This is a genomic window from Brachybacterium tyrofermentans, from assembly GCF_039526165.1.
GTDB classification, from domain to species: Bacteria; Actinomycetota; Actinomycetes; order Actinomycetales; family Dermabacteraceae; genus Brachybacterium; species Brachybacterium tyrofermentans.
On sequence record NZ_BAAAIR010000047.1, the window covers coordinates 1 to 22784 of the forward strand.

Consider the following 22784-nt stretch of genomic DNA (forward strand, 5'->3'; position numbering starts at 1 on the left):
CAGCTGGGGATCGATCTTCTTCGGCATGCTGTCCATCCTCTCGGACTCAAACAGCAACGGCATCAAACCTGGGCCGATTCAGAGCGGGGTGGCTGTCCTTTCCAGCATGCGTGGTGTGTCGGTGAGGCGCCGCTCAACGACACGTGCTGCTGGATACCTCCGGGTAACCCTCCGTCGAACGCTCCCTGCAGTCATTCCATGTGGCCTCACGCGTCGGTATCGCCGCCGGTATTCGACGCGTCAGACCTCGTGCTCCGGGGCCGCGCGCCTGGCTACGTGCAGGGCCGGCGCGCGGGGCCTGCTGGCGTGCCCAGCATGCGTGGTGTGTCGGTGAGAGGCCGCTCAACGACACGTGTTGCTTGATACCTCCGGGTAACCCGCTGTCGGGTGCTCCTTGCTCGGGTGCTCCCTGCTCGGACGTCCCCTGCTCGGAAGCTCGGAAGCTCGGAAGCTCGGAAGCTCGGAAGCTCGGAAGCTCGGAAGCTCGGGACGCTCAGCCGCTCAGACGCTCGGATGCTCAGCCGCTCGCTGCTCAGAAGAACGTCTCGACGGCCTCGCCGACGATGCCGGTCTCGGGGTCGAGGATCGGGATCAGGCGCCACTTGTCGAAGGCCGTGCACGGGTGGGAGAGCCCCAGTCGCACCACATCGCCCACGGCGAGGGGGGAGTCGCCCGGGAAGCGGAGGAAGGTGTGCTGGTCGTTCAGTGCCGTGACCTCGGCCTCGAGCGGCTGCTGCTCGCCGCCCAGCGTCGGGGAGTAGGTGAGCGCCGTGGGCAGGCCCTCGTCGAAGGGCACGTCGCGCTTGCCGGCGTCGAGCAGGGCGAGGCCGGGCTCGGGGCGGGAGACCACGCGGGCGTACGCGAACATCCCCGGCAGTAGAGCCTGCTCCTCGGCGACGTCCCGGATCGTGTCCAACGGGGAGATGCCCCGGTAGAAGCCGGAGTCATGGACGATGTACGCACCCGAGCGGAGGATCGCGCGCACGTCGCTCAGCGGCGCGAAGGCATCGGCCACCAGGTCGAAGTAGGCGCTGCCGCCGGCGGTGACCCACGGGGTGCCGTCGATCAGCGGGCGCAGGCGCTCCACCAGCGCGGCCAGCCGCTCGCAGTACGCGCCGACAACGGCCAGCGACTCCTCGGAGCGGTCGTGGGCGAGAGCCCCTTCATAGCCCGACGCCCCGTACAGCGTGAGCGCGCCCGAGGCGGCCACCCGCTCGGCGATCGCCAGGGCCTCGTCCTCGGTGCGGGCGCCCGTGCGGCCCCCGTCGGCCCCGAGCTCGACGAGCACACCCAGCCGGGACCCGGCCGGCAGCTCGCGCTCGAGCAGATCGATCGTGGCGAGCGAATCGGCCCAGCACACGAGCTCCTGCTCGGGATGCTCAGCCAGGTGCGAGGAGAGACGGCGCAGAAGGGCGGGGTCGGTGCACGTGTTCGCGATCTGCACGGTGGCGATGCCGGCGCGCAGGGCGACATCCGCCTGCCAGCCCGTGGCGACCGTGATCCCGGTGCATCCTGCGTCGAGCTGCCGGCGCCACAGCACCGGTGCCATCGTCGTCTTTCCGTGCGGCATCAGCTCGAGCCCGCGCTCGCCGGTCCACGCCGCCATCACCTGCAGGTTGTGGGCGATCGCCCGCTCGTCGAGCACCAGCAGGGGAGTGGAGAACTCCGCGAGCGGCACCTCCAATGCGGTGATCTCGCGGCCGACGAGGCCCACGGGGAAGGACTTGTCGCGCGCCTGGACGGTGCGCTGGACCTGCTCGACCTGCTGGACCTGCTGGACCTGCTGGACCTGCTGGGACATGGGCGACCTCGCTCCACTCGATGCTGCTGAATTGCGTGATTCTGAATTGCGTGATTCTGAGTTGCGTGATTCGGGACTGCGTACAGCGTGCCCGCACACCGTCGGAGCGGCGGGACGGTACCGACAGGACTGAACTGCGAGTCTCCGGGGTTGACCGGGATCATGCAAGGCGAGCTGTGCGACGGCAGGCCCTGCGGCAGGCCGCGCTGGGTAGTCTCGCGGCATGACGACCCTGCGCAACGTATACCTGCCACTGTCCGGGACGGCACCCGACGGCACCGCGGTCGACGTGGAGTTCGACGAGGCCATCACCGCAATCCGCCCGGCCGCGACCCTGAACTCGCAGGACGGTGACGGCGGCGCGGTGATCGACGGGGACGGCGGAGAGGTGATCGACGGAGCCGGCCTGTACCTGGTGCCGGGCCTGATCGACACCCACGTCCACCTCGGCACGAGAGAGGGCCTGGTGAACGCTGCCCGGGCAGGCCTGACCACGGTCGTCGACCTCGGCACCCACCCGGACGAGCTCATCGACGGCTTCCGCGCGGAGACGGGGATCCCGTCGATCCTCAGCGCAGGCTCCCCGGCTTCGGCTCCCGGCAGCACCCAGATCTCTGCCATGGGCTTCCCTGCCGAGAGCGGGGTGAGCGACCCCGAGGATGCCGCGAGGTATTTGGACCGGCGCGTCGAGCACGGCGCCGATCTGCTCAAGATCATCATCGAGGACCCCGCGGTGACCGACGTGCCCGCGCTGGACGTCCCCACCCTCGCCGCGCTGGTCTCCGGTGCTCACGATCGCGGCCTGCTGTGCGTGGCCCACGTGGTCACCCCCGGTGCGTTCGATCGCGGTCTCGCGGCGGACGTGGACATCCTGACCCATGTCCCGCTCGAGGGGATGCTGAGCGAGGCCACGATCGTGCGGATGCTCGCGCAGGGCACCGTCGCCTCGCCGACGCTGACCATGATGCGCGCGATGGCCCGAGCCCTGTTCCCGGACCGCGCCGTGGCGGCGCTGGGTAATGCGCTCGAGTGCGTCCGCGCCCTGCACGAGGCCGGCGTGCCGATCATCGTGGGGACCGACGCGAACGAGACCGCGTTCGCCCCTGTTTCGCACGGAGCGTCCCTCCACGACGAGATCGAGCTACTCCAGCAGGCGGGGCTCTCTCCGCTCGAGGCCCTGCACGGCGCCACGGCAGGCGCTGCGGCGGCGCTGCAGCGAACGGATCGGGGCCGTGTCGCGACCGGGCTGCGCGCTGACCTGGTCCTCGTCGACGCCGACCCCTATGAGGATCCCGGTGTGCTCCGCGCCCCGCACGCCGTCTGGGTCGCCGGGGAGCGTGTCGCCGAGTCGGCGCCGGGGCGGAGGGCCCTGGCGCCGGCCTGATTCGCCGTCACCGCTAGCGGGAGCTGCATCTGGCGATGCTCTCCGTTGAGGACGTGCTGTCGATGACGCCCACCGCGCGGTCACCGTGCCAGGCCGACCAGAGCCGAGCGAACGGCCCGTTGCCTTCGACCAGCTCCGCATGGCCACCGGCCTCCACGATCCGGCCGTTCTCCATGACCACCACGAGGTCGGCGTGCTCGGCATGGACGAGACGATGCGCGACGACGAGAGCCGTGCGGCCGGCGACGACAGCGGCGACGGCGCCATCGAGAGCACCATCGCTGCCGTCCTCCGCCGTCGCCTCGTCAAGCACGACCACCGGCGGGTCGGCGAGCAGGACACGCGCGAGGGCCAGCTGCTGAATGCGAGCCTCATCGAGCTCGACCTCGGACATCTTTGCGAGTCCACCGGTGCCCTGCGCTCTCACTGCCCAGTGCGCCCCGACGGCTTCGAGCGCCGCGACCAGGTCGGATTCCGTGGCGTCAGGCCTCACGAGCCGCAGATTGTCGGCGACGGAACCGGTGAACAGGTGTGCCTCCTGGGAGACCAGCAGAACGGCAGGCCGCGCCCCGGAGCGGGCGGAGCGAGCCTCGACGCCACCGATCCGCACGCCGCCGACGTCGGGGACGAGCGCGCCGGCGACGACCCGTGCGAGGGACGACTTGCCGGAGCCCGAAGCACCCACCAGCACCGTCGTGGAACCGGCGGGGAGATGGAGATCCACGTCGTCCAGGGCGCGACGCGTCCCGGTCTGTCCCGGATAGGAGAACACGAGCCCGTCGATCTCCACCGAGGCATCGGTGATCTCCCGGCCGACCGGCAGAGGGCGGACGGCTTGCAGGACTCCGATCAGGCGTTCGAGTCCTGCCTGCGCCCGCTGGAGATCATCGATGCTGGTCAGCAGTGCTCCGATGGGCCCGAAGAGCCGATGGAAGAACAAGGCCGCGGCCGTCACGGCGCCCACCGTGATCATGCCGGAGTCCACACGCCAGTACCCGGTGGCCAGCACCGCGGCGAGCCCGATGAACTCTGCCGTGTTCAGCCCGGCGAAGAAGTGGTTGCGCGCTGTCGCCTGCCGCAGCTGGGTCGCCACCGCCTCGAGACTCCGATCCGCGATGAGGCGCAGACGGGATTCCGCTCGATCATGGGCCCGCACCGTTCCGGCCCCCGCGACGGTCTCGAGGAGGGCTTGGCCCCTGCCCGCCTCCTGGTGGCGCATGAGCACATACAGCGGGCGGGACCGTCGGAGGAACCGGAGGGCCGAGAGCGTCTGCAGCGGAACGGCGAGCAGCGCTGCGACGGCCAGCCAGGGGTCGAGAGCGGCCAGGCCCACTGCCGTCAGGACGATGGTGAAGAGCGCGCCGACCACGCGCGGCAGCACCCCGGAGACGGCGTCGGTGACCGCCTCGACGTCTCCGGTCACCCGCGAGACGACGTCGGAGCTGCCGGTGCCCTCGACGGTTCCCGCGTCGAGGCTCAGGGCTGCCCCGAACACCTCTTCCCGAAGCTCGGCGAGAGCATCCTGCAGACATGCCACCAGCAGCCTCCCGCCCCACCAGGAGGCCACGGCCGCGAGGAGGCCCGCGACGAGCACCGCGAGACATACGAGGGAGAGGGGGAGGAGGCCGCGGTCCTCGATCACGAGGTCGACCGTACGTCCCAGCGCTGGAGGGATGAGCAGGGCCGAGGCGGCACCCAGCAGGAGCAGCACCGTCGTGGCGAGCAGGGCCCCGCGGCGGCGGGACAGCAGCCGAGCGACCGCGCGGGCAGTGGCGCGCGGGGCGGCGACGGGCAGCAAGGCGGAGGGCAGCGGGGCGGAGACGGGCAGTGGAGCGGGGACGAGCGGCGGGCTGTTCATCGGGCGACCTCCGCGAGCTCGGCCGGGCCCTCGATCGTGCGGGCGTCGAGCACGTGATCGCAAGCGGCGAGGAGCGGGGGCTCGCCCGTGATCACCACCAGGGTCCGGCCGAGTGATCGCAGCCCTTCGGCCACACGCCGGGCGGTGAGCGGATCCAAGGAGGTCGTGGGTTCGTCGAGCACCACGACCTCGGCGTCGCAGTGCAGCGCCCTCGCCAGCAGGAGCCGTTGGCGCTGACCGCCGGAGAGCCGCCTGCCGCTCTCGCCGACCGCGGCCTCGGGTGATCCCACATGGTCGATGACGTCGTCGAGGGCGGTCGCGGTCATCACCGCGGGGTCGATCTGCTCGCCCGCGGGCGCGACGTTCTCACGCAGGCTGCCGGTGAACACCGCGGCGTCGTGCGGGGGAGCGGTGACGCGTGCCCGATAGTCCGCGGGGCCGAGGGCAAGGGCGTCGGCCCCTCCGAGGAGCAGCTCGCCGGGCCCCGGCGTGATGCGGAAGGCGAGGCGGGCCGCGATCTCGCGGGCCTCCGCCGCGCAGGAGACCTGTACGCCGACCATGCGGCCCGGGTGCACGGAGAGCACTGGGCCCGTGCTCGTGTCCGTCGGTCCTGAGGCGCCCGACACGCCCGATGCGCCCGACGAGCCCTGTAAGCCCGGCGTTCCCGGTCTCCATTCGAGCACCGCGGCCGTCACAGTGTGCTCCGGGGCGGCAGCGATCCTTCCGGGCAGGGTGAAGTCCTCGGCGATCAGGGATCGCAGGCGTCGGGCGGAGGCGCGCTTATGCGACCAGTTCGCCCCGAAGGTGCCGATGTGGGCAAGGGATTCCTGCAGGAACTGGGCGAGGCCCACGACCGTCACGAGCTGCCCCGGGGTGATCCGCCCGGTCACCGCCATCCATCCGGCGGCCAGGGTGAGCGCGGCCATGTACAGCACCGAGACCGCGCTGCTGAGCGCCTGGTAGGACAACAGCGACCGAGCGGCGGTGACGGCTCCGTCCCGGGAGGCTGTGCTGGCCGACCGGTAGCGGCGCAGCACCTCCTGCTGCGCGCCGAGACCCTGGCTCACTCGCAGGCCCGCCATTGCATCTGTGGCCACCTCACTCGCGGAGGCGGCCGAAGCCTGCTCGAGCATCCCCAGCTTCTCGAGTGGACGGGCAAGCGCGTTCATCCCCCACAGCACCAGAGCCGCCCCGGCGAACACGCCGAGTCCGAGCGGGATCGAGATGGCCAGCAGCGCCGCGGAGCTCGTCAGCAGGGCCATGACGGTGGCGCCCTGGGCGGCGATGCTCCAGGCCACCCCGGCGACTCGGTAGGTGTCGCTGGTGGTGATCGAGAGGACCTCTCCGGCGGGGCGCGCCGTGTGCTGGCGATGATGCAGCACCCGGGCCGTGGTCAGCTGGCGCAGATCGTGCTCCCCGTGCCCGTAGACCGCGATCATCCCGCGCGAGGCCCGCTGATAGCTGAGGGAGAGCACGACGAAGACCGCGGCGAGGACGGCGAGCCAGAGCACGAGGGCCCCGGCGTCCTGCGGCATCACCGCACGATCGATGAGCACGCCGATGAGGATGGGCACGGCTGCCTCGCAGGCCTGATGCAGCATGAGTCCTGCCGTGCAGGCGGCGAGCCGACGGCCACGCCCGTCGCGGGCGAGGGCCACTCGCAGCATGCTGCCGGTGGTCAGGGACGGGGGATGGTCGAGGAGGCTCTGCACCCAGTCGACGCTAGGTCCGGCCGTCGCCGAGCAGGCGACGAGAGGTGTCGCGCAGCGGACAAGCGTGACTTAGGATCACCTCACCTCACCTCACCTCACCTCACCTCACCTCACCACCCGGCTGTCGCGTCGGTCGCACCCCGCCCGCCATGGAAGGGCTCCCACTCCCTTCCGTGCGAGCGGCTCAGCCCCTGGAGCCCCCCATGACAGATCTGTTGGCGCCACCCCCGACCTGCCCTGCGGGCCCTGCGGCTCCCTGTCGGCCCGAGGGCGGAGGGGCGGTTCCCGAGGGCTACATGCTGACCACGAGGTTCTTGCGATATGTGTCTGCTGACGACGGCCAGGCCTCCTGCGTCCAGGCCTCGCATGTGCACGAGGAGCACGCCGTGTTCTGGGCCGTTCGCGGAGTCGCCTCGGATCTCGAGGTCGCGGGGATCCAGCGCAGCCTCGCACCGGGACAGGGGCTGTTCGTCCCGGCGGGCACGCCGCATGGGGCCAGCCGTGCATCGACCACTGCGCTCGTCGTCCTGTTCGTGGATCCGGGAGCCTGGGTCGAGGCCCCGACCCAGGTGGCGTCGGTCGTCGTGAACGCGGCGCTTCGGGAGCTGCTCGTCCATCTCGCGGAGTTCGCCATGCCGAAGGAGCAGCGGCTGCGGGCCCAGCGCGTGTGCCTCGATCTGATCGCGGACGAACCCCACGTCTCCCTGGCCCTCCCGGTGCCGCGGGATCCACGTATCGAGGTCATCGCCCGAGCGATCCTGTCCGATCCGGCCGATGACCGGTCGCTCGAGGACTGGGCGTACCTGACGTCCGCGAGCGCGCGCACGGTGGTGCGCGCCTTCCGGGCAGAGACCGGGATGACCTTCGCCGAGTGGCGCTCGTGCGCGCGGATGTCCGCCGCGGTCGAGCTGCTCGGTGAGGGCATCCCTGTCGGGGTGGTGGCCCGGCGCGTCGGCTATGCGACCGCGAGCGCCTTCAGCGCCGCCTTCCACCGGATGATGGGCCGTCCGCCCCACCGATTCCTCCCGGAACGAGGGGTCGACGTCCGCTGACTGCTCCGCCTCCCGGCCTCGAGCCCGATCGGCGATGTGATCGAGGCCATCACTCCGCGAGCGGCGATGTCCGCTGTGCGACACATGATGTCCCGTCCTGGCATACGGACCACTTTAGGTTGAATAAGGTTTGCCTAACCTATCCTGGCACCTCGTCAGGCCCTCTCCGAAAGGTCGCTCCATGGTCACCATGCGCCGCTCCTCCTTCCTGTTCGGCCTCGCCGCCGCGCCGCTGCTCGCAGCCTGCTCGACGAGCAGCGACGGGAGCGTATCCGGCTCCGTCGGCGGTGGCAGTGGCGGTGGAGCGGAGCCCACGGACGCGTTCCCCGTGACACTCGAGCACGTCTACGGTGCGACGGAGATCCCCGCCAGGCCCGCCCGAGTGGTCACGATCGGCTGGATGACCCACGACATCGTCGCTGCGCTCGGGGTCGCCCCGGTCGGTGTGAGCACCAGCTGGGGAGGGGACGAGGAGGGCTTCACCCCGTGGTTCCGCACTCAGGTCGAGGACGTGCTCTCGGCCGAGATGCCGACCGTCCTCTCGGAGGTCGAGGGCCCGGACTACGAGCAGGTCCTCTCCCTCATGCCGGACCTCATCCTGGCTCCGCACTCCGGCATCACCGAGGTGCAGTACGAGCGGCTCACCGAGATCGCCCCGACCGTCGCCTACCGGGAGGGAGCCTGGAGCTCGGGGACCTGGCAGGATCTCACCGGCATCGTCGCTGCCGCACTCGGCGAGACCGAGGCGGGCGACTCCCTCGTCGCCGAGACCGAGAAGCTCCTCGCGGACGCCGCGGCGGAACATCCCGCTCTTGAGGGCGCCACCTTCGTCTACAGCGTCGCCCTCTCCGCGGCCGACGGCGGCACCGAGATGGGGATGTACGTCCCCGGCGACCCGCGGGTATCGCTCCTGCACGAGTTCGGCATGGTCGACTCGCCGGCGGTCATCGCCGCGAGCGAGGGCCAGGACGCGGACACGTTCAACGTGGGCGTGAGCCTGGAGGAGCTCGACACGATCGCTGCCGACGTGCTCGTGGGGTGGTCGAATTCCGCCGAGGACACGCAGTACTCGCTCGAGCATCCGTTGTTCTCCCGGTGGGATCCGATCGCGAACGGCCGCTACTACGTCACCGAGGACCCCACGTTGGGCATGGCCACCAGCGGCCCGTCCGTCCTCAGCCTCCCGTGGGCGCTCGAGGAGGGGTACGTCGACGGCATCGCCGAGGCGATCGAGGGCGGCGCAGTGGTCAGGCCCGCACAGTGACCGCCGGCGCGACCGCCTCCATGACGGCCGCCGCGACGGCTGCCCCGAACGAGGTCTACGTGCCGCGGATCCATGCCGCGGAAGTCACCGACGTGCGCCGGCTCGGCCCGGGCATGGTCCGAGTCAGCTTCGGCGGGCACGACATGCAGGACTATCCGACCACCGGTGTCGGTGACGAGTACGTGCGTCTCTTCTTCCCGGACGAGCCCGACGGCGAGGTGCGCATGCCCTTCGTCGCCGATCGCGGCTGGGACTATCCCGAAGGCGTCGAGCCCTCGCAGATGCGCACGTACACGATCCGCGCCCATCGGGGCGGCGAGGTGGACATCGATTTCGTGGTCCACGAGGGAGGCATCGCGGCCGATTGGGCGCTGCAGGCCGCGCCCGGCCAGCGCGTGGCGCTGAACCCGCCTCAGGGGCTGTATGCGCGGCCCGGAGGTGCACGCCGCCAGCTGCTGATCGCCGACGAGCCCGCGCTGCCCGCCGCCCTGCGGATCGCGGAGCTCACCGGACACGTCGTCGAGACCACGGTGCTGGTCGAGATCCGTGGCAGCGAGAACGAGCTGCATGCGGAGCTCGAGGGCGAGGATCCCTCGGCCTATCGGTGGCTGCGCGGCACAGGCAACGGGAGCACGCCGAGCCAGCTGGTCGACGCGCTGCGCCGCGAACCGATCGAGCAGGACACCTACGTGTGGGTCGCGGGCGAGGCCCGCCTGACCCGCCAGGCCCGCTCCTACCTGCGTCACGAGCTGGGCCTGCCCGCGGAGGCCTACAAGTGCGTGGGGTACTGGACCGACAAGGCGGAGCAGTGGCGGGAGCGCTACGACGCGCTCGGCGAGGAGTTCCACGAACGGCTCCGCGCTCTCTACGCGAGCGAACGGGATGCCGAGGAGATCGCCGACGAGGTGCAGCGGATGTATGAGGCAGCCGGGCTGTGAGCACGGCACCGACCACCCCGCCACCTGCCGCGGACCGGCAGGTGCCCACCGCCCCGGAGGTCCGGGGTCAGGACGACGGTCCTTCGGGCCTGGCTCGCAGCAATGCGGTGCGCGCGGCGGGGTTCCTCGCCGCCGCGGCGCTCCTGCTCGCCATCACCGTCGCGAGCATCGCGGTGGGAGCCAGGGACATCACACCCGGCATGATCTGGGGGGCACTGTTCGCCTACGATCCCGAGGTCGACGAGCACCTCATGATCCGTGAGCTGCGCGTCCCGCGCACCGTCGTCGGCCTCGTCGTCGGGCCCGCTCTCGGGCTGTGCGGCGCACTGATCCAGGCGTTCACCCGCAACCCGCTCGCTGATCCCGGGATCCTCGGCGTCAACGCCGGCGCGACCTTCGCCGTCACGCTCGCCGTAGGTTTCCTGGGGCTGACCACACCGCTGGGTTACATCTGGTTCGCGCTCGCCGGGGCGGGCGGCGTGACTGTGCTGATCTACCTGCTCGGCTCGATCGGCGGTGGACGCTCCACGCCTGCGAAGCTCGTCCTGGCAGGGGTCGCGATCAGCGCGGTCCTGGGCGGTCTGACCAGCGCCGTCATCCTCGCCGACCGGGAGGCTTTCGACGATCTGCGGTTCTGGGGCGTCGGCTCGATCGGCGGGCGTCAGCTCGACGTGGTGCTCGCCTTCGCCCCATTCATCGTCGTCGGAGTGCTGATCGCCCTGGCCGTCTCCCGCCCGCTGAACGCGCTCGCGCTCGGCGACGAGCTCGGCGCGTCCCTCGGGGTGCGGATCGGCATCGTGCGCGTCGTCGTCATCATCGCCGTCACGCTGCTCGCGGGGACCGCGACCGCGCTCGCCGGCCCCATCGGGTTCCTGGGCCTGATGGTCCCCCACGCGGTGCGCTGGTTCGTCGGCCCCGACCAGCGCTGGATCATGGCCTACACACTCCTGGTTTCCCCGGCGCTGCTGCTGGTCGCGGACGTCGTGGGCAGGGTCATCATGCCCAGCGGCGAGCTGCGCGTGGGCCTGGTGACCGCCGTGGTCGGCGCGCCGGTGCTGATCCTGCTGGCACGACGCAGGACGGTGAGTGGGCTGTGAGCGCCACCCCGGAGACGACGGCCGCCCGGCTCGGGCACGGCTACCGGGCGTTCTCCCCACGGATCGGGCGCGTCTCCGCGCTCATCCCGGTGCGCACCGTGATCGTCTCCGCGATCCTGGTCGCGGCCGTCTCGGCCCTGGGGATCGCCTCGCTCGGGATGGGAACGTATCCGCTGGGCATCGGCGAGGTGGTCGACGCCCTCCTGGGACGCTCCGACCCGCAGGCCCGCCTGCTCGTGGTCGGCTGGCGGCTGCCGCGGATGCTCTTCGCCGTCCTGTGCGGGGTCGCCCTCGCCCTGTCGGGCGCCGTCTTCCAGTCGCTGACGCGCAACCCCCTGGGGTCCCCCGACATCATCGGGTTCTCCTCCGGCTCCTATACGGGAGCGATCGTGGTGATGCTGCTGCTGGGGTCCTCCCGCTATCTGGACATCGCTGCCGGCGCGCTGCTGGGAGGGTGCGTGACCGCGGCGGTGGTGTACCTGCTCGCGATGCGCCGCGGCACTGTGCAGTCGTTCCGTCTGATCATCATGGGTATCGGTGTCGGAGCGATGCTCTCCTCCCTCAACTCCGGGCTCATGCTCATGGTGAGCGTGGACAGCGCGATGCTCGCCGCGGTGTGGGGAGCCGGTTCGCTCAACGCCCTGGGCCATGAGCAGCTGTGGCCCATGGCTCTCGCCCTCACCGTGCTGCTCCTGCTCGTCGCGGGAGTGGCCGCGCCCCTGCGTCAGCTCGAGATCGGGGACGACGCCGCGCGTTCGCTGGGGCTGCGGGCGAACCGGGTGCGAGCCCTCGCCGTGGTGCTGGGCGTGGCGCTGACCGCCCTCGTGACCGCGGCCGCGGGCCCGATCTCCTTCGTGGCCCTGGCTGCGCCCCAGATCGCCCGACGTCTGGTGAAGGGATCCGGTCTGTTGCTGGTGCCCTCCGCGCTCGTCGGTGCGCTCGTGCTGCTGGGGTCCGATGTGCTCGCCCAGTGGCTGGGGTTCCCCGTCGGCGTCGTCACGGTGTCGCTGGGCGGGTCGTATCTCGTGTGGCTGCTGGCCGTCGAGTTCCGGGCACGCCGATGACCACGACCACCGGAAGAACCGGATCGATCTCCCGGGAAGGGAACGAAGAGATGACTGTGAACGAGGCCCCTACGAGCGTCGCGATCAACACAGCTGCCGTGGCGCCTGGCGAGTTGGCTGCGCCGGCCACCGCGACGGTCCCCGCGCGGCCCGCGGAGGTCCTGCGCACCGAGTCGCTGCGCGTCGGCTACGACCGCCTTGTGATCTGCGAGAGCGTCGACCTGCAGATCCTGCGCGGGTCGTACACGGCGGTGATCGGGCCCAACGCCTGCGGCAAGTCCACCCTGCTGCGGGCGATCGCGCGCGTGCTGCCCTTCACCGCGGGAAGCGTCGTGCTCGACGGCCAGGACATCCGGAAGGTGCCCACCAAGGAGCTCGCCACCCGGCTCGGGCTGCTCCCGCAGACCTCTCTCGCCCCGGACGGCATCCGCGTGTCCGATCTCGTCGCCCGCGGTCGGTACCCGCATCAGGGGATGTTCGATCGGTGGTCCGCCCGGGACGAGGCCGCCGTGATCGCCGCCCTCGAGGCCACCGGCATCGCCGACCTCTCCGGTCGTCCGGTCGAGGAGCTCTCCGGTGGTCAGCGCCAGCGGGTATGGGTCGCGATGGCCCTCGCGCAAGAGACGCCCGTGCTGCTGCTCGACGAGCCGACGACCTTCCTGGACATCACCCACCAGTACGGCCTGCTCGAGCTGTTCGAGCGACTGCGCTCGAGCTCGGACCGCACCATCGTGGTCGTCCTGCATGACCTCAACCAGGCCGCGCGCTTCGCCGATCATCTGGTGGTCATGAAGGACGGCGACGTGGTCGCGGCGGGACCGCCCGCCGAGATCCTCACGGCGCAGCTGGTCGAGGAGGTCTACGAGCTGCCCTGTCGGATCATGCCCGATCCTGAGACCGGGGCGCCGATGGTGATCCCGCGCGCGATGGGCTGAGTGCCGTCAACCAAGGGGCCCCGCGGCCCGCGTCACCGAGACGTCGAGACCGTCGGCGATCATCGTGAGCGCCTTGGCGAAGCTGTCCTCGTCGGCCGGGGCGGCGGTCGCCTCATCCGGGTCCAGGGCGTCCGCCGCCTCGAGGAGCCCGAGAGAATCCGCGGTGCGGCGCTGCTGCTCGTGGAAGACATAGCCGACGGTGAAATGCACGAGCACCTCGGCGGCCACCTCGGACAGGGCGTCGGGCACGCCCCGGCGCCGTGCCACCTCGAGCAGCTGCGGACGCACCGGCGATCCGACGAGTCCGAGCGAGAGGGAGCTGGAGACCAGCTCCGAGGCGTCGCGGTAGGTGAGCAGGCAGTCGCGCAGCCGTGCGCCGAGCACGCGCACCGCTTCGTGCACGCTCAGATCCTCGACCGGGAGCTCCGCCAGGGGCGCGAGGATCCGCGTGCTGACCGCGGCGAGCAGCGCCTGCTTGTTGGGGAAGTGCCAGTACAGGGCGCTGGGCTGCACGCCGAGTGCCGTCGCCAGGTTCCGCATCGTCAGATCGGGGAGCCCGTACTCGTCCAGGAGGTGCAGGGCCATCTCGGCGACGTCCTCACGGCTTCGTCTGCGGGGAGTTCCTGAAGTCGCCATCTCGCCACTATAGTGATGAACGGCGTTCAGGTGAACACCGTTCAGGAGAGGTGGTCGGATGATCGACAGGAGCGAGGTGCACGACGAGCGGCCGGGCGGCGTCGAGCCGCGACGGGGGGCGCTGGGTGCGCAGGACATCGCGCGGGTGGCGGTGTTCGCCGCGCTCGTCGCCGCCCTGGGGCTGCCGGGCAGCTTCAGCGTGTTCGGCGGCGTGCCGATCACCGCGCAGACCTTCGGCGTCATGCTCGCGGGCGCCGTGCTCGGCCCGCGCCTGGGCGCGCTGTCGATGATCGTGCTCCTGGCCCTCGTCGCCGCGGGGCTGCCGCTGCTCGCCGGCGGGCGCGGTGGGCTCAGCGCCTTCGTCGGACCGTCGGCCGGGTACATGCTCGGGTGGATCCTCGGGGCGTTCGCGGTGGGACTGATCGTGCACGCCTCGACGCGCAAGCCCTCCGCGCTCCGGGTCGCGCTCGCCGCGATCATCGGCGGCATCCTCGTCATCTACGCCGTCGGGATCCCCGTGCAGAGCCTCGTGAGCCGCCTGCCGCTCGAGCAGACCGTCCTCGCCAGCCTCGTCTTCCTCCCCGGCGACCTGTTGAAGGCTGCTTCGGCCACCGCGGTCGTCGCCACGCTGCTGCGCGCCTACCCGCGAGCCTTCCGACGGACCTGGCAGCCCTCGCGGCGCTCCGCCCGCCGGGCCGACGCGTCCGCGGAGACGCTGCGGTGACCTCGCGGATCGTGGTGCTGGGCGGCACGGGGGAGGGCCTGCTCGATCGTCTCCGGGCGGTGCGCGCCGACGGCGACGTGCCCCTGGTCGGGAATGATCGCTGGCCGGCGGCGCACTGGGACGCGGTGCGCGAACTCGCCGCGTCCGGGCCTGTCCCGGCGCAGACCGCCTGGGCCACGCTGACCTCCGGGACGAGCGGGACGCCACGGATCGTGCTGCGCAGCGCCGCCTCCTGGGAGCGCTCCTTCGACTCCGTCTCGGCGCTCCTCGCGAGCCCCCGGGACGCGGACGCCGAGCAGCGGATCCTGCTGCCCTCGCCGCCCGCCTCCTCGCTCACGCTGTTCTCCCTCGCCCATGCGCTCGCCGGCGGCCCGAGACCGATCCTGCCCGACGGCACGGACCGCGCCGAGGCGACCGTGCTCCACGGCACCCCGCAGGCCCTGAGCGCCGCCCTCGCGGCCGACGAGCTCCCGCGCCTGCGCACGGCGCTCGTCGGTGGCTCCCACCTCCCGGCCGGGTTGCGCGCACAGGCCGAGGCCCGCGGCCTCCGCGTGGTCGCCTACTACGGGGCCGCGGAGCTCTCCTTCGTCGCGCTCGACACCGGTGAGGGACTCCGTGCCTTCCCCGGGGTCGAGCTCGAGATCCGCGACGGCGAGCTGTGGGTCCGCTCGCCCTACACGGCTCGGGGATACCTCGGCGGCCCGGGCCCGATGCGCACCGACGGAGGGTGGGGGAGCGTCGGCGACCTCGCGACCCTGGAGGACGGCGTGCTCACCGTGCAGGGCCGCGGCGACGCGGCGATCCTCACCGCCTCGGCCACCGTCATCCCGGACGAGGTCGAGACCGGCCTCCGCGCACTGCCCGGGATCGCCGACGCCGTCGTGCTCGGGCTGCCCACGGACGGCATCGGTGCGCTCGTCGCCGCGATGATCGAGCCGGAACCCGGTGCCCCGCCGCCGACGGCCCGCGAGCTGCGCACGATGGCGACCGCCCGCTTCACCTCGTCCCACCGTCCCCGGATCTGGTTCGAGGGCCCGCTGCCGCGCACGGCCACGGGCAAGCCGGCCCGCGCCGAGGCCCTGCGCCGCATCCAGGCGGGGGAGGCGAGGCGCTGTGCCTGATCACGCCGTCGTCGTCGCGGCGCGACGCACCCCCATCGGCACCCGGAGCCGCGGCCTTGCGGCCCACGGCGTCGAGCAGCTCGCCGCGCCGGTCCTGCGCGCCGTGGTGCACGATGCGTCGGCCGCCCTCGGGTCGGAGCCCGACATCGCCGACGTGGTGCTCGGCAACTGCATGGGGCCGGGCGGGAATCCTGCCCGGGTCGCCGCTCTCGCGGCGGGGCTCGGCGTGGACGTGCCGGGGGAGACCGTCGACCGCCAGTGCGGCAGCGGCCTGGCCGCCGTGATCGATGCGGCGCGGGCGATCGAGGCCGGGGACGATCGCGCCCGTCTCGCCGGCGGCGTCGAGAGCGCCTCGACCGCTCCGCGACGCACCCTGGACGGCGTGCCCTACGACCGCGCCCCGTTCACCCCGGAGGGCTGGCCCGATCCGGACATGCCGCGCGCCGCGGACGCCCTCGCCGCGGCCGACGGGATCAGCAGGCCCCGCCAGGACGCGCACGCCGCCCGCAGCCATCGACGGGCACGCGCCGCCCGGGCCGCCGGACGGTTCGACGCCGAGCTCGTCGCCGTCGGCGCAGTGACCGCCGACGATTCCCTGCGCGCCTCCGCGCCGTCGTTCGGGCGGCTGCCGCCCCTGTTCCCGGACAGCACCCTCACCGCCGGGACCTCGACCCGGATCAGCGACGGCGCCGGAGCTCTCCTGCTCGTCCCGCAGCGCGCGCGGGGTGGCGCCCCGGGGCTCGCGATCCGTTCCCACGCGGTCGTCGGCTGCGACCCCGCGCTGCCGGGGATCGGTGCGGCTCCCGCCGTGGAGGCCGCTCTCGCCTCGGCGGGACTCGGCCTCGAGGAGGTCGCCGCACTCGAGATCGTCGAGGCCTTCGCCGCGCAGTCGCTCGCGGTGCTGGACCGTCTGGGCCTGGCGGAGGACGGTCCACGGGTCTGCGCCGACGGCGGGGCCCTCGCCCTCGGCCATCCCTGGGGCGCGAGCGGCGCGGTCGCGATGGTGCGGCTGTTCAGCCGCCTGATCAGGGGATATGCCCCGGCGGGGAGCGTCGGGGTCGCCGCCGCCTCGATCGGCGGGGGCATGGGCATCGCCGCCGTCGTGGAGGTGGTCCGATGAGCGTCCTGGACCTCGAGGACGTGGGCGTGCGCCTCGGCGACGCCGACGTGCTGCACGACGTGAGCTGCTCGCTGGATGCCCGCACGATCGCCGTGGTGGGGGAGAACGGCTCGGGCAAGTCCACGCTCGCCCGGCTGGTCGGCGGGCTCATCACGGCCACCAGCGGGAGGATCCGCGTGCTCGGCCTCGACCCGGCCCGCGACGCCTCCCGGCTGCGTCGACGTGTCTCGGTGGTCTTCAGCAACCCGGATGCGCAGATCATCATGCCCACCGTCGCCGAGGACGTCGCCTTCTCGCTGCGCGCGGAGAAGCTGCCGCGCGCGGAGAAGTCCCGGCGCGTGCAGGCGGCTCTGGAGCGCTTCGGTCTCGCTGCCCTCGCGGATCGCTCCGCGCACGATCTCTCCGGCGGGCAGAAGCAGCTGCTCGCGCTGTGCGGGGCGTTCGTGCGGCAGCCGGAGCTGGTCATCGCCGACGAGCCGACGGCCTATCTCGACGCCCGCAACGCCCGCCGGATCGCCGACCACCTGTTCACGGACGCCGACCACCGGCTCCTCCTGGTCACGCACGACCTCGAGCTCGCGCGTCGCTGCGAGACCGTGGTGCACGTCCAGGAGGGGACGATCCTCGCCGTCGGCGCGCCCGACGCGACCATCGCGACCTACGAGGAGGCTCTGCGGTGCTGACCCTGTACCGACCCGGCGACGGGTTCTGGCACCGCCTGCCGGCCGGGCCGACGGCCGCCGTGCTCATGGTGATCGTGCTCGGCGTGTGCCTGCTGCCGGTGAGCTACATCAGTGCCGCGATCGCTGCAGCGGTGTGCGTGGCCTGCTACGCGGTGCCGGGCACGGGCCTGCGGGAACTGGTCCGACAGCTCTCCGTCGCGCGCTGGATCCTCGTGGTGACCGCGGCCGGGCAGCTGCTGTTCCTCGGTCCCGAGGACGCGGTCGCGAACACGCTGCGGGTCGCGGCGGCCGTGGTGCTGAGCGGTCTGCTGGCCCTGACCACCCCGGTCAGCGAGCTGCTGGACGCGCTCGAGCGGGCACTGGCCCCGCTCGCCCTGCTGCGCCTGGACCCCCAGCGCGCGGCGCTCGTCCTCGCCGTCACGCTCAACACCCTGCCCGTGCTGGCAGGGCTGGCCCGGGACGTGCGCGAGGCGCAGCGCGCCCGGGGCGGCGGCCGGAGCCTGCGCCACTTCGCCATGCCCTTCCTGGTCCTCGCGCTCAAGCATGCGGACGCGCTCGGCGATGCGCTGACCGCGCGGGGCATGCGATGACCAGGGCGAGACCGGTGGTGCACGGGCCGACGGTCGACGAGCAGACGCGATGCATCCACTATCGGACGTCCCTGGACGTCATCGCGATCCGCTTCGCCTGCTGCGGCGAGTACCACCCCTGCCATCTGTGCCACGAGGAGACAGCCGACCACTCCTCGCGCCCCTGGCCGGCCGGGTCGCGGGGCGAGCTGGCCATCCTCTGCGGGGTGTGCTGGACGGAGATGCGCATCGACGAGTATGTCGCGGCAGAGGACTGCCCCTGGTGCGGTGCGGCGTTCAACCCGGGATGCGCCCTGCACCATCCGATGTACTTCGAGTAGGTCAGGAGCGCGAGTTCGTGCGGCAGGTGGGGAGGGCGCTCTCCCGAGCTCGACGCGTGCCCTGTCCTCGCCGTGCCCCTCGGACGTGCTCGAGGCCGTCGATCAGCAGGTCCACGGCTGCCACGATAGGCTCCTTCCCGGGTCACCCGGAGATGAGCTCCACAGGATCCAAGAGGGCGGAGAAGGGCTCACGATGCGCGTTCTGATGGTCGGCCGTGGAGTGATCGCGACGATCTACGGTCAGGCGCTGCAAGCTGCCGGACACGACGTCGAGTTCTATGTCCGTCCTGGTCGCGCCGCCGAGTACGGAGACACGGTCCGGATGGATCTCCTCGACGCACGCGGCGCGCCGCTCGGCCGGCAGGTCCGCCAGGCGGTCCCGATCCGGTTCCGGGAGTCCGTCGATCCGGGGGACGGCTTCGACCTGGTCGTGCTCAGCGTCGCTCATCATCGCCTCGCCGAGGCGGCCGCGTTCCTCGCTCCCCGCGTCGGAGATGCCACGGTGCTCGTGTTCGGCAATGTCTGGGAGGAGCCCCTCAGCGCGACCGCACCGATTCCGGCCACCCAGGTGGTCTTCGGATTCCCGCAGGGCGGCGGCAGCTTCGGGGATGACGGAGTCCTGCATGGCGCTCTGTTCCGCACCGTGGTCCTCGGGAGGTCCGGCTCCTCGCCCAGCCCACGGGAACTCGCCGTGCAGACGGTCTTCCGACGTGCGGGCTTCGCCCTCCGCGAGGAGAGGGACATGCGCGGGTGGCTTTGGCTGCATGTCATCGCCGACGTCGGCATGCATGCTCAAGGTCTTCGGCACGGCGGGATCGCGAACATGATCGGCGACCGACGGGCGTTCCGGGACGCGTTGCTGACCAGCCGAGAGCTGCTGCCCGTGCTGGAGGCTCGCGGCGTCGACCTCCGCCGGCATCGACGCGCAGTGCTCTCCTACCGACTGCCGACCCTTACCGCAGCCGCCATGGCGTCGGCGACCGCTCGCCTCCCGGTCGCTCGGGCGGGCCTGGAAGCACACACCGACCCGAATGGCGCCGAACCTCGTGCCGTCCTCCAGGACGCACTGCAGGAAGCCCGCAGACTCGGCGTTCCGACTCCGAGACTTGAGGCAACCCTCGCATGATCCTTCGGCGCACGGGAGGCACTGTCTAGTCGGGCTCGACGTCGGCCTTCAGCGCGGCGAGAGTGCGGGCGATGTTGCCGCGTTGGAAGTCGGAGAACAGCTGACCGCCGGTGACGAAGCGGTCGAACAGATTGGCCAGGACGTCGGGCCAGCGCCTGCGCCCGTCCGTCCACGTCTCGGTGACCCGGGTGCCGCCGTCGGTCGGTTCGAAGGTGTAGCTCCATGTGGCGATGGAACCCTTGAGGAGCGGCTTCTTGGGGCCGATCGCGGTGACGTCGAAGGTGAACCGCTCGCCGGGAACGGCCTCGGTGACGGTGCAGGACGTCACCCAGCGGGCCTTCCCGCGGAGGTTCGACCCGATGAACGTCGTGCCGACCGTCGCCGGGCTCCCGGGACGGGGCACCTCCGCCCCGGTGTTCTCGGGGCTCCACCGTCCCATCTGCGACGGGTCGGCGATCTGCTCCCACAGCTCGAGCGGCTCCGCAGCGATGACGATGCTGTCGTGCACCTGCATGATCCTGGCCATCTGCGCGATGCTACAGCGCGGCGTTGTGCCCCTGCGGTCGTAGACTCGAGCGGTGCATGACGACTCTTCCTCCGCCTCCGCCGCCGACCCGTCGGCCGGTGCCGGCAAGCCCTCGAACTTCACCGCCGACGAGCTAGCCACGGCCCTGCGCGTGCTGGCGGCCGGGCCGAAGCTGGCGGATGACGACGAGGACCTCCTGGCCCTCAAGCGTGCCTCGCGCACCTTCGAGAAGCGCCTGGCGAAGTCTCGCCGCGGCACCAAGACGTGGGAGCAGCGCAAGGCGGACCGCGCCGTGGTCGCGGCCACCGCGACCGGCTCCCCGCTGCGCATCGACGACGAGACCAAGGGGATCCCGCTGGTCTCGGCCACCAAGGGTGCCTACGCCGGGGAGCTGAACAAGGCCCGCGGCTGCTACATCTGCAAGCGCGACTACACCCTGGTGGACGCCTTCTACCACTGGCTGTGCCCGGACTGCGCCGCGATGTCCCACGCCAAGCGCGACCAGCGCACCGACCTCACCGGAAGGCGCGCCCTGCTCACCGGCGGCCGCGCCAAGATCGGCATGTACATCGCGCTGCGCCTGCTGCGCGACGGCGCGCACACCACCATCACCAGCCGCTTCCCCAAGGACGCGGCCCGGCGCTTCGCCCAGATGGAGGACGCGGGGGACTGGATCCACCGCCTGAAGATCGTCGGCATCGACCTGCGCGACCCCACCCAGGTGATCGCGCTGGCCGACGACGTCGCCGCGGCCGGCCCGCTGGACATCCTCATCAACAACGCCGCCCAGACGGTGCGCCGCTCGCCGAGCGCCTACTCGTCCCTGGTGGAGCTCGAGGAGGCACCGCTGCCCACCGACCTCGCGCTGCCGGAGATGACAGCCTTCGACCGGATCTCCCAGGCCCACCCCGCATCGATCGCCGGGGTGCTGGACGCCCAGTCGGTCCCGCAGCACGACGGGGAATCCCTCGAGCACGCCCGGAAGGCGCAGTCGGCCGCCTCGATGACGGCGCTCGCGCTGCGTGCCGGGAATGCGAGCCTGGACCAGCACCTCGCGGGGACCGCGGTCGACGCCGGCGGGCTGCTGCCGGACCTGCAGACCACCAACTCGTGGACGCAGACGGTGGACCAGGTCGAGGCCCTCGAGATGCTCGAGGTCCAGCTGTGCAACGAGACCGCGCCGTTCCTGCTGATCAGCCGCCTGCGCGCCTCGATGCGTGCCGCCGTGCAGGCCGGGGCCCGCCGCGCCTACATCGTGAACGTCTCCGCGATGGAGGGCCAGTTCTCCCGTCGCTACAAGGGCGCCGGCCACCCGCACACCAACATGGCCAAGGCCGCGCTGAACATGCTCACCCGCACCAGCGCCGGCGAGGCCTTCGAGACGGACCAGATCCTCATGACCGCCGTGGACACCGGCTGGATCACCGACGAGCGCCCGCACCAGGACAAGCTGCGCATCGCCGCCGAGGGCTGGCACGCGCCGCTGGACCTGGTGGACGGCGCCGCCCGCGTGTACGACCCGATCGTGCGCGGCGAGGCTGGCGAGGACCTCTACGGCTGCTTCGTGAAGGACTACAAGCCCAGCCCGTGGTGACGGGTGGCTCGACGGTCCGGCCGCTCTCGCTCGGGGATACGGGGTGTCCTGCACGGAAGGGTTCCCCTGCGTAGTGTTGCAGGCTACGAGGCGCTGCTGAGGGTGGTGCTGCTCCGTCACGGAAGGGAGATTCCATGAGTCGCCGACGCCGACGAGGGGATTGGAACAGCAGAGGCACCGTCGCGTTGTGGGTACTGGAGCTGGGTGACGTGCTCTGGGTCGTGTTGAAGTTCGTGGTGCGCCTACCGCTGCTACTGCTTCGTTTCCTGGTCTGACAGACCCGGACAACCGCTTCCGGATGGACGCACCTGGCCTGTCAGAGGAGACCGCGCGGCTCCAGGTGTGCTGCGGGTCGCCGTCGAGGGCTGGCCACGCCCCGGTGGGCCTCGTGGAGGGCGCCGCTCGCGTGGACGACCCGATCGTGCGCGGCGAGGATCTCTACGGTTGCTTCGTGAAGGACTGCAGGCCCATCCCGTGGTGAGCGGGACTGGTTCGGCATCGGACAGGTTGCACGAGGGCGACAGAACTCCTCCGTCATCCACAGGCGAGAGGGCACGCTATGCCCCCGAGGCGGGCGGGTCTACGCTGACCAGATGCCGATTCAGATCCTCGATGACCTCACTCCTGAACTTGCTCAATGCATCTGGGAGACCGGCATCTGCGCAGTCGACACAGAGACGAGTGGATTGGACTGGAGGACGGACCGTCTGGAGATCTGCCAGCTGTTCACGCCGTCGACGGGGCCGCTCATCGTGCGAAACCGTGGAGCCCGCCCACCAGTTCTAGCTGCCGTCCTGGAATCTCGCGACGTGCAGTCGATCTATCACTTCGCGCCGTTTGACCTCAGATTCTTGGAACGATACTGGGGCATCAGGGCACGTCGCATCGGATGCACGAAAACGGTCTCTCGCATCGTGAACCCGGATCTGTCTCGGGGCTCACACAGCCTTAAACCCCTTGTCCGACGACGCCTCGGCATCGAGCTGGACAAGGGGTCAGTGCGTACAAGCGACTGGGGAGCGAGAGCACTCAGCTCGGAACAGCTCGACTATGCAGCGGACGATGTACGTCATCTTTTGCCGCTTCACGAGCAGTTGATCGCAGAGCTCGCCGAAGATCGGCGGAATCTCTACGACGCTATGTGTACATATATCCCGGCAGACGCGCACCGTGAAGTGTTGGGCATACCCGACCCGTTGACTCACTGAGCGGGACGGGTGGCTCGGCGGAGGAAGGATG

General features: G+C 71.4%; 22 protein-coding genes. 16 read left to right on the plus strand and 6 right to left on the minus strand.

Translation table 11 applies throughout. The annotated features are described in order from the left end of the window. Positions 1–532: 532 nt before the first annotated feature. A complete protein-coding gene (locus ABD093_RS15850; protein ID WP_343925719.1) occupies positions 533–1801 on the minus strand; it encodes a type III PLP-dependent enzyme domain-containing protein in 1269 nt (422 codons plus the stop codon). Positions 1802–2024: 223 nt separating this feature from the next. Here ABD093_RS15850 and ABD093_RS15855 point away from each other — a divergent pair, with 223 nt between their 5' ends. Continuing rightward, on the plus strand, positions 2025–3185 hold the full coding sequence (locus ABD093_RS15855; RefSeq protein WP_343925721.1) for an amidohydrolase family protein: 1161 nt from the start codon (positions 2025–2027) through the stop codon (positions 3183–3185). A 13-nt stretch (positions 3186–3198) separates the two neighbouring features. Here ABD093_RS15855 and ABD093_RS15860 read toward each other — a convergent pair whose 3' ends face one another. Together ABD093_RS15860 and ABD093_RS15865 are read right to left on the minus strand one after the other, a co-directional pair. Continuing rightward, complete coding sequence (locus ABD093_RS15860; protein WP_343925723.1) at positions 3199–5043, minus strand: ABC transporter ATP-binding protein; 1845 nt, start codon at positions 5041–5043, stop codon at positions 3199–3201. Then, positions 5040–6755, minus strand: coding sequence for an ABC transporter transmembrane domain-containing protein (locus tag ABD093_RS15865; RefSeq protein ID WP_343925725.1), 1716 nt, complete (start codon positions 6753–6755; stop codon positions 5040–5042). Before ABD093_RS15865 ends, ABD093_RS15860 begins: the two co-directional genes overlap by 4 nt. 323 nt (positions 6756–7078) lie before the next feature. Between ABD093_RS15865 and ABD093_RS15870 the strand changes: the two genes are divergently transcribed. The 6 genes from ABD093_RS15870 (at position 7079) to ABD093_RS15895 (ending at position 13105) form a co-directional block, all read left to right on the plus strand. After that, the gene (locus tag ABD093_RS15870; RefSeq protein ID WP_343925727.1) at positions 7079–7807 is read left to right on the plus strand and encodes a helix-turn-helix domain-containing protein; all 729 of its coding nucleotides are present in this window, start codon (positions 7079–7081) and stop codon (positions 7805–7807) included. Positions 7808–7988: 181 nt separating this feature from the next. After that, the gene (locus tag ABD093_RS15875) at positions 7989–9071 is read left to right on the plus strand and encodes an ABC transporter substrate-binding protein (RefSeq protein ID WP_343925729.1); all 1083 of its coding nucleotides are present in this window, start codon (positions 7989–7991) and stop codon (positions 9069–9071) included. Next, positions 9068–10009 carry a siderophore-interacting protein gene (locus ABD093_RS15880; RefSeq protein WP_343925731.1) on the plus strand — a complete coding sequence of 314 codons (942 nt, stop codon included), beginning with the start codon at positions 9068–9070 and terminating at the stop codon, positions 10007–10009. The genes ABD093_RS15875 and ABD093_RS15880 overlap by 4 nt, the downstream gene beginning before the upstream one ends. Then, positions 10006–11106, plus strand: a complete 1101-nt coding sequence (locus ABD093_RS15885) for a FecCD family ABC transporter permease (RefSeq protein ID WP_343925733.1) — start codon at positions 10006–10008, stop codon at positions 11104–11106. Before ABD093_RS15880 ends, ABD093_RS15885 begins: the two co-directional genes overlap by 4 nt. After that, positions 11103–12170: a FecCD family ABC transporter permease gene (locus tag ABD093_RS15890; RefSeq protein ID WP_343925735.1), complete on the plus strand. Its 1068-nt coding sequence runs from the start codon at positions 11103–11105 to the stop codon at positions 12168–12170. Before ABD093_RS15885 ends, ABD093_RS15890 begins: the two co-directional genes overlap by 4 nt. Before the next feature lie 50 nt (positions 12171–12220). Beyond that, on the plus strand, positions 12221–13105 hold the full coding sequence (locus ABD093_RS15895) for an ABC transporter ATP-binding protein (RefSeq protein WP_343925737.1): 885 nt from the start codon (positions 12221–12223) through the stop codon (positions 13103–13105). Positions 13106–13111: 6 nt separating this feature from the next. Here ABD093_RS15895 and ABD093_RS15900 read toward each other — a convergent pair whose 3' ends face one another. Continuing rightward, the gene (locus ABD093_RS15900) at positions 13112–13741 is read right to left on the minus strand and encodes a TetR family transcriptional regulator (protein ID WP_343925739.1); all 630 of its coding nucleotides are present in this window, start codon (positions 13739–13741) and stop codon (positions 13112–13114) included. 58 nt (positions 13742–13799) lie between these two features. On the opposite strand from ABD093_RS15900, the gene ABD093_RS15905 reads away from it, so the two are divergent. Genes ABD093_RS15905 through ABD093_RS15930 form a run of 6 tightly spaced genes read left to right on the plus strand, consistent with a single transcriptional unit; the run spans position 13800 to position 18299 of the window. After that, positions 13800–14465, plus strand: coding sequence for a biotin transporter BioY (locus ABD093_RS15905; protein WP_343925741.1), 666 nt, complete (start codon positions 13800–13802; stop codon positions 14463–14465). Next, positions 14462–15586 (plus strand): class I adenylate-forming enzyme family protein, encoded by a 1125-nt coding sequence (locus tag ABD093_RS15910; protein WP_343925743.1) that lies wholly within the window; start codon positions 14462–14464, stop codon positions 15584–15586. The genes ABD093_RS15905 and ABD093_RS15910 overlap by 4 nt, the downstream gene beginning before the upstream one ends. Continuing rightward, on the plus strand, positions 15579–16706 hold the full coding sequence (locus tag ABD093_RS15915) for a thiolase family protein (protein WP_343925745.1): 1128 nt from the start codon (positions 15579–15581) through the stop codon (positions 16704–16706). The genes ABD093_RS15910 and ABD093_RS15915 overlap by 8 nt, the downstream gene beginning before the upstream one ends. Next, a complete protein-coding gene (locus ABD093_RS15920; protein WP_343925747.1) occupies positions 16703–17389 on the plus strand; it encodes an energy-coupling factor ABC transporter ATP-binding protein in 687 nt (228 codons plus the stop codon). Before ABD093_RS15915 ends, ABD093_RS15920 begins: the two co-directional genes overlap by 4 nt. After that, positions 17383–17979 carry an energy-coupling factor transporter transmembrane component T family protein gene (locus ABD093_RS15925; protein ID WP_343925749.1) on the plus strand — a complete coding sequence of 199 codons (597 nt, stop codon included), beginning with the start codon at positions 17383–17385 and terminating at the stop codon, positions 17977–17979. The genes ABD093_RS15920 and ABD093_RS15925 overlap by 7 nt, the downstream gene beginning before the upstream one ends. Next, positions 17976–18299, plus strand: a complete 324-nt coding sequence (locus ABD093_RS15930; protein ID WP_343925751.1) for a CHY zinc finger protein — start codon at positions 17976–17978, stop codon at positions 18297–18299. The genes ABD093_RS15925 and ABD093_RS15930 overlap by 4 nt, the downstream gene beginning before the upstream one ends. A 1-nt stretch (position 18300) precedes the next feature. Here ABD093_RS15930 and ABD093_RS15935 read toward each other — a convergent pair whose 3' ends face one another. Next, positions 18301–18423, minus strand: coding sequence for a hypothetical protein (locus ABD093_RS15935; protein ID WP_343925753.1), 123 nt, complete (start codon positions 18421–18423; stop codon positions 18301–18303). 69 nt (positions 18424–18492) lie between these two features. Here ABD093_RS15935 and ABD093_RS15940 point away from each other — a divergent pair, with 69 nt between their 5' ends. Beyond that, positions 18493–19425 (plus strand): ketopantoate reductase family protein, encoded by a 933-nt coding sequence (locus ABD093_RS15940; protein ID WP_343925755.1) that lies wholly within the window; start codon positions 18493–18495, stop codon positions 19423–19425. Between the two features lie 25 nt (positions 19426–19450). Here ABD093_RS15940 and ABD093_RS15945 read toward each other — a convergent pair whose 3' ends face one another. Then, complete coding sequence (locus tag ABD093_RS15945) at positions 19451–19951, minus strand: SRPBCC family protein (RefSeq protein ID WP_343925757.1); 501 nt, start codon at positions 19949–19951, stop codon at positions 19451–19453. 52 nt (positions 19952–20003) lie between these two features. Here ABD093_RS15945 and ABD093_RS15950 point away from each other — a divergent pair, with 52 nt between their 5' ends. Both ABD093_RS15950 and ABD093_RS15955 read left to right on the plus strand, forming a co-directional pair. Then, complete coding sequence (locus tag ABD093_RS15950; RefSeq protein WP_377802345.1) at positions 20004–21545, plus strand: SDR family NAD(P)-dependent oxidoreductase; 1542 nt, start codon at positions 20004–20006, stop codon at positions 21543–21545. Between the two features lie 593 nt (positions 21546–22138). After that, a complete protein-coding gene (locus ABD093_RS15955) occupies positions 22139–22753 on the plus strand; it encodes a ribonuclease D (protein ID WP_343925759.1) in 615 nt (204 codons plus the stop codon). The last annotated feature ends 31 nt before the right edge of the window (positions 22754–22784 follow it).

What these genes read in the sequence shown, in the direction of transcription:
- ABD093_RS15850 (WP_343925719.1), bottom strand. Translation starts at nt 1,801, where the DNA reads ATGTCCCAGCAGGTCCAGCAGGTCCAGCAGGTCCAGCAGGTCGAGCAG.
- ABD093_RS15855 (WP_343925721.1), top strand. Translation starts at nt 2,025, where the DNA reads ATGACGACCCTGCGCAACGTATACCTGCCACTGTCCGGGACGGCACCC.
- ABD093_RS15860 (WP_343925723.1), bottom strand. Translation starts at nt 5,043, where the DNA reads ATGAACAGCCCGCCGCTCGTCCCCGCTCCACTGCCCGTCTCCGCCCCG.
- ABD093_RS15875 (WP_343925729.1), top strand. Translation starts at nt 7,989, where the DNA reads ATGGTCACCATGCGCCGCTCCTCCTTCCTGTTCGGCCTCGCCGCCGCG.
- ABD093_RS15895 (WP_343925737.1), top strand. Translation starts at nt 12,221, where the DNA reads ATGACTGTGAACGAGGCCCCTACGAGCGTCGCGATCAACACAGCTGCC.
- ABD093_RS15900 (WP_343925739.1), bottom strand. Translation starts at nt 13,741, where the DNA reads ATGGCGACTTCAGGAACTCCCCGCAGACGAAGCCGTGAGGACGTCGCC.
- ABD093_RS15905 (WP_343925741.1), top strand. Translation starts at nt 13,800, where the DNA reads ATGATCGACAGGAGCGAGGTGCACGACGAGCGGCCGGGCGGCGTCGAG.
- ABD093_RS15920 (WP_343925747.1), top strand. Translation starts at nt 16,703, where the DNA reads ATGAGCGTCCTGGACCTCGAGGACGTGGGCGTGCGCCTCGGCGACGCC.
- ABD093_RS15930 (WP_343925751.1), top strand. Translation starts at nt 17,976, where the DNA reads ATGACCAGGGCGAGACCGGTGGTGCACGGGCCGACGGTCGACGAGCAG.
- ABD093_RS15940 (WP_343925755.1), top strand. Translation starts at nt 18,493, where the DNA reads ATGCGCGTTCTGATGGTCGGCCGTGGAGTGATCGCGACGATCTACGGT.
- ABD093_RS15945 (WP_343925757.1), bottom strand. Translation starts at nt 19,951, where the DNA reads ATGGCCAGGATCATGCAGGTGCACGACAGCATCGTCATCGCTGCGGAG.
- ABD093_RS15955 (WP_343925759.1), top strand. Translation starts at nt 22,139, where the DNA reads ATGCCGATTCAGATCCTCGATGACCTCACTCCTGAACTTGCTCAATGC.